The sequence below is a fragment of the Burkholderia sp. Ac-20353 genome (assembly GCF_017104785.1).
Taxonomy (GTDB): Bacteria; Pseudomonadota; Gammaproteobacteria; order Burkholderiales; family Burkholderiaceae; genus Burkholderia.
Genome location: NZ_JAAGPL010000256.1, coordinates 1 through 10264 on the forward strand (window position 1 = coordinate 1; position 10264 = coordinate 10264).

General features: G+C 69.5%; 10 protein-coding genes. 6 read left to right on the forward strand and 4 right to left on the reverse strand.

Annotation, left to right across the window (positions count from 1 at the left end):
• From G3N94_RS36850 to cobC, 5 genes are all read left to right on the forward strand, one after another.
• Positions 1–332 (forward strand): iron chelate uptake ABC transporter family permease subunit (locus G3N94_RS36850; RefSeq protein ID WP_205799156.1); only part of this gene is annotated, 332 nt, incomplete at its 5' end.
• The gene (locus tag G3N94_RS36855; protein WP_205799157.1) at positions 329–1141 is read left to right on the forward strand and encodes an ABC transporter ATP-binding protein; all 813 of its coding nucleotides are present in this window, start codon (positions 329–331) and stop codon (positions 1139–1141) included. The genes G3N94_RS36850 and G3N94_RS36855, both read left to right, overlap by 4 nt.
• Before the next feature lie 52 nt (positions 1142–1193).
• A complete protein-coding gene (gene cobT / locus G3N94_RS36860; protein WP_205799158.1) occupies positions 1194–2246 on the forward strand; it encodes a nicotinate-nucleotide--dimethylbenzimidazole phosphoribosyltransferase in 1053 nt (350 codons plus the stop codon).
• Positions 2236–3012 carry an adenosylcobinamide-GDP ribazoletransferase gene (locus G3N94_RS36865; protein WP_205799159.1) on the forward strand — a complete coding sequence of 259 codons (777 nt, stop codon included), beginning with the start codon at positions 2236–2238 and terminating at the stop codon, positions 3010–3012. The genes cobT and G3N94_RS36865 overlap by 11 nt, the downstream gene beginning before the upstream one ends.
• Positions 2997–3581 (forward strand): alpha-ribazole phosphatase, encoded by a 585-nt coding sequence (cobC, locus tag G3N94_RS36870; protein ID WP_205799160.1) that lies wholly within the window; start codon positions 2997–2999, stop codon positions 3579–3581. Before G3N94_RS36865 ends, cobC begins: the two co-directional genes overlap by 16 nt.
• 63 nt (positions 3582–3644) lie before the next feature.
• Here the strand turns inward: cobC and G3N94_RS36875 are convergent, their stop codons facing one another.
• From G3N94_RS36875 to G3N94_RS36890, 4 genes are all read right to left on the reverse strand, one after another.
• Positions 3645–4310, reverse strand: a complete 666-nt coding sequence (locus tag G3N94_RS36875) for an ABC transporter substrate-binding protein (protein ID WP_205799161.1) — start codon at positions 4308–4310, stop codon at positions 3645–3647.
• Positions 4311–4329: 19 nt separating this feature from the next.
• A complete protein-coding gene (locus tag G3N94_RS36880; protein WP_205799162.1) occupies positions 4330–5859 on the reverse strand; it encodes a CoA-acylating methylmalonate-semialdehyde dehydrogenase in 1530 nt (509 codons plus the stop codon).
• 99 nt (positions 5860–5958) lie between these two features.
• A complete protein-coding gene (locus G3N94_RS36885) occupies positions 5959–7677 on the reverse strand; it encodes an AMP-binding protein (RefSeq protein ID WP_205799163.1) in 1719 nt (572 codons plus the stop codon).
• 192 nt (positions 7678–7869) lie between these two features.
• Positions 7870–9003, reverse strand: a complete 1134-nt coding sequence (locus tag G3N94_RS36890; RefSeq protein ID WP_205799164.1) for an acyl-CoA dehydrogenase family protein — start codon at positions 9001–9003, stop codon at positions 7870–7872.
• Between the two features lie 137 nt (positions 9004–9140).
• Between G3N94_RS36890 and G3N94_RS36895 the strand changes: the two genes are divergently transcribed.
• Complete coding sequence (locus G3N94_RS36895) at positions 9141–10199, forward strand: AraC family transcriptional regulator (RefSeq protein WP_205799165.1); 1059 nt, start codon at positions 9141–9143, stop codon at positions 10197–10199.
• The last annotated feature ends 65 nt before the right edge of the window (positions 10200–10264 follow it).

Consider the following 10264-nt stretch of genomic DNA (forward strand, 5'->3'; position numbering starts at 1 on the left):
TCGCGACTGCGCTCGCGCTCGGCGTGCCGGTCGCGCGGCTGCGCATGCGGATCTACCTGATCGCGTCGCTGGCCGCCGCCGCCGCGGTGACGACCGCCGGCACGATCGGCTTCGTCGGCCTCGTCGTCCCGCATGCGCTGCGTCTCGCGTTCGGCAACGACCAGCGCATGCTGCTGCCGGCCGCGATGCTCGCGGGCGGTGGCGGCGTGATGGCGGCCGACCTGCTCGCGCGCACCGTGATCGCGCCCGCGCAATTGCCGGTCGGCGTGATGACCGCGCTGATCGGCGTGCCGGTGTTCCTGTGGATGTTGCTGAGGAGGCCGATGCGATGAACACGATGCGTTCCAGCCACTCCGGCGGCACCGCCTGCGCGGCCGTCGACCTGACGCTGCAGGCCGGCTCGCGCACGTTGCTGAGCGGCTTCACGCAGGCTTTCCGGCCCGGCGAGATCTGGTGCGTCGCGGGGCCGAACGGCGCGGGCAAGACGACGCTGCTCGTGACGCTCGCGGGACTGCTCGCGCCGTCGGGCGGCCACGTCGAAGTCGATGGCCGGCCGCTCGCCGCGTGGCCGCACGCGCAGCTTGCGCAGCGGCGCGCGCTGATGCCGCAGCAACTGCACGATGCGTTCAGCGCGACCGTGTTCGATACGGTGCTGCTCAACCGGTTTCCGTATCTCGGCGGCTGGGGCTGGGAGCGCGATGGCGACCGCGCGGCTGCGCGCGCGGCGCTCGCGACGTTCGGTCTGACGTCACTCGCCGAACGCGACGTGCTGTCGCTGTCGGGCGGCGAGCGGCAGCGCGTCGCGCTGGCCGCGACGCTGTGCCAGGATGCGCCGCTGCTGTTGCTCGACGAGCCGCTCGCGCATCTCGACCTGCATCACCAGGTCGATTGCCTGACCGCGCTCGCCGCGTGGCTCGACGCCGGCGCGCGCACCGTGCTGTTCTCGTGCCACGATCTGAATCTCGCGCGCCGTTTCGCGACGCACGCGTTGCTGCTCGACGGGCGCGGACGCGTGTGGGCGGGCCCCGTGCATGATGTGCTGACGCCTGAGCGCGCGAGCGACGCGTTCGGCTATCCGCTCGTGCTGATCCGCCAGGACGGCCGCGACGCACTGCTGCCCGCGTGGCCGGAGCGGCGATGACCCCTTTTCTTTCGACGTGCGGCTGCTGCCGCGCCAACGAGGCGAACTTCCGATGAAACCGACCGACTTCCTGCCCGACATCGCACCGCTCGACATGTCGCAGCGCGCGCGCCTGCAGCACGTGATCGACCACAAGACCAAGCCGCCCGGCAGCCTCGGCCAGCTCGAGGCACTGGCGCTGCAGCTCAGCCTGATCCAGCGCACCGAGCGTCCGCTCGTGCAGCGTCCGGTGACGATCGTGTTCGCCGGCGATCACGGGATCGCGGCCGAAGGCGTGAGCCCGTACCCGCAGGCCGTGACCGCGCAGATGGTCGCGAACTTCCTCGGCGGCGGCGCGGCGATCAATGCGTTCTCGGGTGTTGCGCAGAGCACGCTCGAGATCGTCGATGCGGGCGTCGCGTCGCCGCTGCCCGCGTCGGACCGGCTGATCGCGCTGCCGATCGCGCGCGGCACGCGCAATTTCGCGCTCGAGCCTGCGATGACGCGCGACGAGGCGCTCGCCGCGCTCGCAGCCGGCGCCGCGCGCGTGCGCCATCATGCAGCGCTCGGCACCAACGTGATCGGCTTCGGCGAGATGGGGATCGCGAACACGTCGTCGGCCGCGTGCCTGATGAGCCGCCTGCTCGACGTGCCGATCGACGCGTGCGTCGGGCGCGGCACGGGCCTCGACGACCAGGGGCTCGCGCACAAGCGCGCGGTGCTCGGACGCGCGCTCGCGCGGCATTCGCACGCGATCGAGCCGCTCGACGTGCTCGCGACGTTCGGCGGTTTCGAGATCGCGATGATGACGGGTGCGTATCTCGCGGCCGCGAGCGAGCGGATGGCGATCCTAGTCGACGGCTTCATCGCGACGTCCGCGCTGCTCGTTGCCGAGCGGCTCGTGCCGGCCGTGCGCGACTACTGCGTGTTCTCGCACACGTCGAACGAGGCCGGGCATCGCCGCATGCTCGAGCATTTCGGCGCGAAGCCGCTGCTCGCGCTCGACCTGCGGCTCGGCGAAGGCACGGGCGCGGCGCTCGCGCTGCCGCTCGTGCGCGCGGCGGCCGCGTTCATGACCGAGATGGCGAGCTTCGAATCCGCGGGCGTCGACGATCGTGACGCCTGAGCGCGCGACCGGCCTGCGCGCCGAGTTGCGCTACTTCTTCGTCGCGCTCGGCTATTTCACGCGCGTGCCCGTGCCGCGCGCGATCGGCTATGCGTCCGGCGATCTCGACCAGGCCGCGCGCTATTTCCCGCTGGTCGGCGCGTGCGTCGGCGCGTGGGGCGCGCTCGTCTACCTCGCCGCGCTGCACGCGCTGCCGGCGTCGATTGCGGCGGGCCTGTCGATCGCCGCGACGCTGCTCGCGACCGGCGCATTCCACGAGGACGGGCTCGCCGACAGCTGCGACGCGTTCGGCGGCGGCTACACGCGCGACGACGTGCTGCGGATCATGCACGACTCGCGGATCGGCACGTTCGGCGCGGTCGCGCTCGTGATCGCGCTCGGCCTGAAATGGCAGGCGCTTGCCGCGCTGCCGCCGCTGCGCGCCGCGTGGACGATGATCGCCGCGCACGCTGCGAGCCGTGCGATGGCGGTGAGCCTGTTGATGTCGCTCGATTACGTGCGCGCCGAAGGCAAGGCGAAGCCGGTCGCGCAGCGGATGGGGCCCCGAGCGGCGCTCGCCGCGGCCGCATTCGGGTTGCCGTGGCTGTTCTGGCCGGACTGGCGCGCGGGCATGGCCGCGCTCGCCGCACTGGTGCTGCTGCGCGCATGGCTTGCGCGCTACCTCGTGCGGCGGATCGGCGGCTACACCGGCGATTGCCTCGGCTTCGCACAGCAGTTGGGGGAACTGACGATCTATCTAGTGGTGCTCGGATGGATATCGTCCTGATCCGGCATCCGGCGGTCGAGGTCGATTCCGGCGTGTGCTACGGGCGCACCGACGTGCGGCTCGCCGCGTCGGCGGACGCCGGTGCGCAGGCCGTGCGCGAGCGTCTCGCGGCGCTGCACGCACCGCCGCCGGCGCGCATCTGGTGCAGCCCGCTGACGCGCTGCGCATCGGTCGCCGAGCGGCTCGCGGATGCGCTCGGCGCGCCGCTGCAGCGCGATGTGTGCTGGCAGGAGATGGACTTCGGTGCGTGGGAGATGCGGCGCTGGGACGACATCGACCGTGCGGCGCTCGACGCGTGGGCAGCCGACCTGATGCACGCGTGCGTGCATGGCGGCGAGAGCGTCGCGCGTTTCGCCGCACGGGTGGCGCAGCTCGTCGACGCGATCACGCAGGTCGACGCGCCGCAATGGGCGGTCACGCATGCAGGCGTGATTCGCGTGCTGGCGTCGCAGGTGCTGCGCGTGCCGCTCGACACGCTGCTGTCGCGGCCGGTGCCGCCGGGCGGTGTCGTGTGGCTGCGTGCGCACGATGCGGCGCACGCTTGGGACGTCGTGCACTGGGACGAATAGGCAGGTACGGGCGCGTACAGGCACGTACAGGCACGTACAGGCACATACAGGCGCGCGTACCGGTCAGCGTGCCGGCCGTCGCCTGCGTGCGGCGTCGAGATCCTCGCACAGCGCCGCCGCGCCTTGCGCGATGCGCGGCGACGGGCGCGTCAGCAGATCGCCGTCGATCGCAAACAGGTTGTCGCGCGCGACGGCGGTCAGCGCCGGCCACGCGCGCCAGCGCGCGAGGCTCGGCAGCGGCTCGTGCGACGGCGTCGCGCCAGTGCTCGTCGTCACGATCGCTTCCGGATTCGCCGCGAGCACGGCTTCGTCCGTCACGGTCGGCACGAGCGGCTTCAGCGACGCGAACACGTTGCGGCCGCCGCACAGCGCGATCACGTCGCTGATCAGATGCGTGCCGTTGAGCGTCATCAGCGGCCGGTCCCATACCTGGAAGAACACCGTGACGCTCGCGCGTGCCGCGTAGCGCGCGCGCAGCGCGTCGACGTCGTGCGTGAACGACGCCGCGGCCGCATCGGCCGCAGGCTGCGTGCCGAGCAGTGCGCCGAGCTGGCGCAGCGACGACGCGATGTCGTCGAGACGCTTCGGCTCGCTGAAGTAGAGCGGGATGTGCAGCGCGCGCAGCGCGTCGGCGCTGAGGTCGAATGCGTGCACTTCGTGGCCGGCCTTCAGCAGGTTCAGCGCCATCGGCGCGCCCATGTGGCCGAGGCCGATAAAACCGATCTTCATCACCGCCTCCCTATCGTTGTCAGTGCAGACGGATCGTCGTATTCACGGGGCCGGCCGTCGCGTCGTCGTCGAACCAGCGCGCGGTGACCGTCTTCGTCTGCGTGTAGAACTGCACGACCTGCTTGCCGTACGGGCCGAGATCACCGAGCTTCGAGCCGCGCGAGCCCGTGAAGCTGAAGTACGGAACCGGCACCGGAATCGGAATGTTGATGCCGACCTGGCCGATGTCGATCTCGCTCTGGAACTTGCGCGCGGCCGCGCCGCTCTGCGTGAACAGCCCGACGCCGTTGCCGAACGGGTTCGCGTTGACGAGCGCGATCGCGTCGTCGAGCGAATCCGCTTCGAGCACGACCAGCACCGGGCCGAAGATCTCGTGCGTGTAGATCGACATGTCGGTCTTCACGCCGGAGAAGATCGTCGGGCCGACGAAGTTGCCGTGCTCGTAGCCGGGCACCGTCACGCCGCGGCCGTCGAGTTCGAGCTTCGCGCCTTCCTTCACGCCCGCTTCGATCAGCGACAGGATGCGTTCCTTCGCGGTCTTCGACACGACCGGGCCGACGTCGGTGCCGGCTTCCGCGCCCGCGTTGACTTTCAGCAGCTTCGCCTTCGCGACGAGATCGGGCAGCCAGTCGCGCGCTTCGCCAACGAGCACCGCGACCGACGTCGCCATGCAGCGCTGCCCCGCCGCGCCGAACCCGGCGCCGACGAGCGCGTTGATCGTCTGCTCGCGGTTCGCGTCGGGCAGCACCACCGCGTGGTTCTTCGCGCCCATCATCGACTGCACGCGCTTGCCGTTCGCACTGCCGAGCTGATACACGTGCGTGCCGACCGCGGTCGAGCCGACGAACGAGATCGCCTTCACGAGCGGATGCGTGCAGATCGCGTCGACGACTTCCTTGCCGCCGTGCACGACGTTCAGCACGCCTTTCGGAATGCCGGCCTCGACCGCGAGCTCGACGAGCTGCATCGTCGACAGCGGATCCTGTTCCGACGGCTTCAGCACGAACGTGTTGCCGCATACGATCGCCATCGGGAACATCCACAGCGGGATCATCGCGGGGAAGTTGAACGGCGTGATGCCCGCGCACACGCCGAGCGGCTGGCGCAGCGTGTACGTGTCGACGCCGCCCGCGACGTTCTCCGCGAACTCGCCGAGCTGCAGCGTGCCGACCGAGCATGCGTGCTCGACCACTTCGAGGCCACGGAAGATGTCGCCTTCGGCATCGGGCAGCGTCTTGCCCTGCTCGGCCGTCAGCGTCTTCGCGATCCGCTGCTGGTGCGTGCGCACGAGGTCCTGGAACTTCAGCATGATGCGCATGCGCGCGGCGATCGACGTGTTCTTCCACGACGCGAACGCGGCGTGCGCGGCCTGCACGGCCGCGTCGACTTCGGCGACCGTCGCGAACGGCACGCGCGCGAGCACCTGCTGCGTCGCGGGGTTGACGATGTCGCGCCACTCACGGGTGGCGGACTCGACGAATTCGCCGTCGATCAGCAGCTTGACCGTCGGCACGTCTTGCCCCGCTTGGGGCGTCGGATTCGCGTTCATCGCTTCACTCTCCTTGGGAGCGCCGCCGCGCGCCACAGCGCGCAGGCGGCCGGTTCAATGCATCGGCGGGCAGCGCGGGATGCGCGGCCCGCTGTCGGGTCACTTCAGTTCGGCGGCGAAATCCTCTTCCCAGTATTCGCCGGGCATCCGCGCGCTCGTATCGTCGCCGCGCTCGATCTCGCGGCGGCGCAGCTCGACGCGGCGGATCTTGCCGGAGATCGTCTTCGGCAGATCCGCGAACTGCAGCCGGCGGATGCGCTTGTACGGCGCGAGCTTCTCGCGCGAGAAGCGGAAGATCTCCAGTGCGAGCGCCGGGCTTGCCTCGTAGCCCTGGCGCAGCGTGACGAAGGTTTTCGGCACCGCGAGCCGCACGGGGTCCGGGCTCGGCACGACGGCCGCCTCGGCGATCGCCGGGTGCTCGATCAGCACGCTTTCGAGTTCGAACGGGCTCAGCCGGTAGTCGGACGACTTGAACACGTCGTCCGCGCGGCCGACGTACACGTAGTAGCCGTCGTCGCCGAGCATCGCGATGTCCGACGTGCGGTAATGGCCGTCGCGCATCGCATAGGCCGTCGCGTCGGGGTTGTTCGCATAGCCGTTCATCAGGCCGACCGGGCGCGTCACGTCGGGGCCGATCGGCAGCGCGACCTCGCCTTCGCTGACGGGCACGCCGTCCGGGTCGAGCAGCGCGATCCGGTAGCCGGGCAGCGGCCGGCCCATCGACCCCGCGACGACCGGCTGGCCCGGCGAATTGCCGATCAGGCACGTCGTTTCGGTCTGGCCGTAGCCGTCGCGGATCGTGATGCCCCACGCCTTCTTCACGCGCTCGATGATCTCCGGATTCAGCGGCTCGCCCGCGCCGACGATCTCGCGCAGCTTCACGTCGAACGACGCGAGCGGCTGCTGCACGAGCATGCGCCAGACGGTCGGCGGTGCGCACATCGTCGTCACCTGGTATTTGACGAGCGCATCGAGCACGACCTTCGGCTCGAAGCGCGCGTAGTTGAACGCGAACACGCACGCCTGCGCATTCCACGGCGCGTAGAAGCAGCTCCATGCGTGCTTCGCCCAGCCCGGCGAGCTGATGTTCCAGTGGATGTCGCCTGGCTGCAGGCCGACCCAGTACATCGTCGACAGGTGGCCGACCGGATAGGTGCGGTGCGTATGCTCGACGAGCTTCGGCTTCGACGTCGTGCCCGACGTGAAATACAGCAGCATCGGATCGCTCGCGTGCGTGACGCCGTCCGGCGTGAATGCGGCGGGCGCCGCGTAGCCGTCGTTCATCGCGAGCCAGCCCGCGCTGCGGATCGTCGATGCGTCGCCGGCGACGATCTTCTGCTTGAGGTCGAGGCCCGGCTGTTCGAATTTCGCGGTTTCGTTCTCGTCGACGATCGCGTAGGTCGCGCCGCCGATCTGCACGCGGTCGCGCACGTCGTCGGCGGAGAGCTGCGTCGTTGCAGGCAGCACGACCGCGCCGAGCTTCATCGCGGCGAGCATCGCGTCCCACAGCTCGACGCGGTTCGGCAGCATCAGCAGGATCCGGTCGCCGCGCACGACGCCGATGCCGCGCAGCCAGTTCGCGATCCGCGACGAACGCTCGGACATCTGCGCGAACGAGTAAGGGTCGCCTTGCCCCGTCGCCGCGTCGACGATCCACAGCGCAGGCTTGTCGTTGCCGCGCGCCATCACGTCGAAGTAATCGAGCGCCCAGTTGAACGTGTCGAGGGCCGGCCACGTGAAATCGCGGTAAGCGGTTTCGTAGTCGGTGCGATGGCGCAGCAGAAAGTCGCGTGCGTCCAGGAAAGCCTGTACCGTCATCGTCACGTCTCCTGTCGATCAGAGTTAGCGCTTCAGCGCTTACTCTGATCCCATGCTTCGCGGTCGGCCGGAGTTGGCGCTTTAGCGCTTACCCCGGTTCCATGTCGTACGGCGCACGGTCACATCGTTGCGTGCCGCGTTCACCGCGCTGCCCTCGTGCCTATTGCTTGCTGCAGTGGCAACCGTCGCGGCTCAAAGCTGCCGCGCGATCACCATCCGTTGCACTTCGCTGGTCCCCTCGTAGATCTGTGTGATGCGCGCGTCGCGATAGTGACGCTCGACTTCGTAATCGGCGAGATAGCCGTAACCGCCATGAATCTGGATCGCATCCGAGCATACGCGCTCGGCCATCTCCGACGCGAACAGCTTCGCCTGCGACGCTTCCGACAGGCACGGCAGGCCGGCCGTGCGCAGCTTCGCCGCGTGGTGCACGAGCAGGCGCGCGGCGTTGATCTGCGTGGCCATGTCGGCGAGCTTCTGCTGGATCGCCTGATGCTCGGCGAGCGGCTTGCCGAACTGCACGCGCTCGCCCGCATAGCGGCGCGCCTTGTCGAACGCGGCACGCGCGATGCCGAGCGCCTGCGCGGCGATCCCGATGCGGCCGCCTTCGAGGTTCGACAGCGCGATCTTCAGCCCTTCGCCGCGATTGCCGAGCAGGTTCTCCTCGGGAATCGCGCAGTTCTCGAACGTGATCGGGCAGGTATCCGATGCACGGATGCCCATCTTCTTCTCCGGCTTGCCGACGATGAAGCCCGGCGTATCGGTCGGCACGAGGAACGCGGAGATACCGCGCTTGCCGGCTTCCGGATCCGTGATGGCAAAAACGATCGCGAGGCCCGCGCGCTGGCCGTTGGTCACGAACTGCTTCGCGCCGTTCAGCACCCATTTGCCGTCACGCAATTCCGCGCGGGTGCGCAGGTTGTGCGCTTCGGAGCCGGCCTGCGGCTCGGTCAGGCAGAATGCGCCGATCGTGCGGCCGGCCGCCATGTCGCCGAGCCAGCGCTCCTTTTGCGCGGGCGTGCCGAAACCGAGGATCGGCCCGCAGCCGACCGAGTTGTGCACGCTCATCATCGTCGCGCACGCGGCGTCGCCGGCGGCGACCTCCTCCATCGCGAGCGCGTACGCGACGTAGTCGGTATACGAACCGCCGAGCTCCTGCGGCACGATCATCCCGAGCAGGCCGAGCTCGCCGAGCTGCGCGACGACCTCGTCCGGCAGGTGCGCGTCGTGGTCCCATTGCGCGGCGTTCGGCGCCAGCACTTCGGTGGCAAAAGCGCGCGCGGCGTCGCGGATCATCCGCTGGTCTTCGGTGTAAAGCTCGTCCATGGCGCTGCTGTCTCCCGGCGGCACGCGTGGCGCGGCCGCAAAGTGTTTGGATGAAACAAGTGTAGGCAAGCGTGCGCAACTGTTCGATGCTCGCCCCGCTCAATTACACTGAGCGTTTTTGCCATAGCGCACCGCCGATGAAGCAGGAAGAAAAGGGAACCATCGCGATCAGCCTCGTCGCCTACAGCGTCGCGCTCGCGACACGGCGCGGCGTCGCCGCCGAGCCGCTGCTCGCCCAGGCCGGCATCGCGCCCGCGCTGCTCGAGCAGCCGCGCGCGCGGGTGTCCGCGCAGCAGTACGGCGCGTTGTGGAACGCGATCGCCCGCACGCTCGACGACGAATTCTTCGGCCAGGACCGCCACCCGATGCGCAGCGGCAGCTTCATCGCGATGAGCCAGGCGGCGCTCACCGCGCGCGACGGCCTGCACGCGATGGCGCGCGCGGTGAATTTCATGCACTGCGTGCTCGACGACCTGCACGTGGAGCTCGATGCGAATCCGCAACGCGTGCGGCTGCGCTTCGTGCACCGCAACAACGGTGCGACGCCCGCGATGTTCACGTACGCGACCTATTTCATCATCGTCTACGGGCTCACCTGCTGGCTGATCGGCAGGCGCATTCCGCTCCTGCACGCGAGCTTCCGCTGCGACACGCCGCCCGCCGAGCACGAATACCCGTCGATGTTCTGCGACGACATGCGCTTCAACCAGCCCGATTCGTATGTCGATTTCGATCCCGAATTCGCGACGCTGCCGGTCGTGCAGAACGCGAAGACGCTGAAGACGTTCCTGCGCAACGCGCCGGCCAGCTTCATCGTCAAGTACCGCAACCCGAACGCGCTCGCGCAGCGCGTGCGCACGGTGCTGCGCGGCTTGCCGCCCGCCGCGTGGCCCGGTGCGTCGGGCATGGCCGCGCGGCTGCACGTGGCCGAGGCGACGCTGCGCCGCAAGCTGCACCAGGAAGGCCACGCGTACCAGTCGATCAAGGACACGCTGCGCCGCGATCTCGCGTTCGAGGCGCTCGCCGATCCGTCGCGCATGATCGCCGACGTCGCCGCAGCGGCCGGCTTCGCGGAGCCGAGCGCGTTCTACCGCGCGTTCCGCAAGTGGAGCGGCCGCAGCCCGGCCGAGTTTCGCGACGAGGCGCTGCAAACCCGTACCGGATCACCGTTTCCGCAGAAACCGCCTAATCTTTAAACATCGGGCTAGCGCCCTTCCTGCGGGCCGGACGGCGCGCGTCCACGCGGCGCCCGGACGTCCCG

Bases quoted from the DNA above. Each gene is read 5' to 3' on its own strand.
- G3N94_RS36855 (WP_205799157.1), top strand. From the start codon at position 329: ATGAACACGATGCGTTCCAGCCACTCCGGCGGCACCGCCTGCGCGGCC.
- cobT (WP_205799158.1), top strand. From the start codon at position 1,194: ATGAAACCGACCGACTTCCTGCCCGACATCGCACCGCTCGACATGTCG.
- cobC (WP_205799160.1), top strand. From the start codon at position 2,997: ATGGATATCGTCCTGATCCGGCATCCGGCGGTCGAGGTCGATTCCGGC.
- G3N94_RS36875 (WP_205799161.1), bottom strand. From the start codon at position 4,310: ATGAAGATCGGTTTTATCGGCCTCGGCCACATGGGCGCGCCGATGGCG.
- G3N94_RS36880 (WP_205799162.1), bottom strand. From the start codon at position 5,859: ATGAACGCGAATCCGACGCCCCAAGCGGGGCAAGACGTGCCGACGGTC.
- G3N94_RS36885 (WP_205799163.1), bottom strand. From the start codon at position 7,677: ATGACGGTACAGGCTTTCCTGGACGCACGCGACTTTCTGCTGCGCCAT.
- G3N94_RS36890 (WP_205799164.1), bottom strand. From the start codon at position 9,003: ATGGACGAGCTTTACACCGAAGACCAGCGGATGATCCGCGACGCCGCG.
- G3N94_RS36895 (WP_205799165.1), top strand. From the start codon at position 9,141: ATGAAGCAGGAAGAAAAGGGAACCATCGCGATCAGCCTCGTCGCCTAC.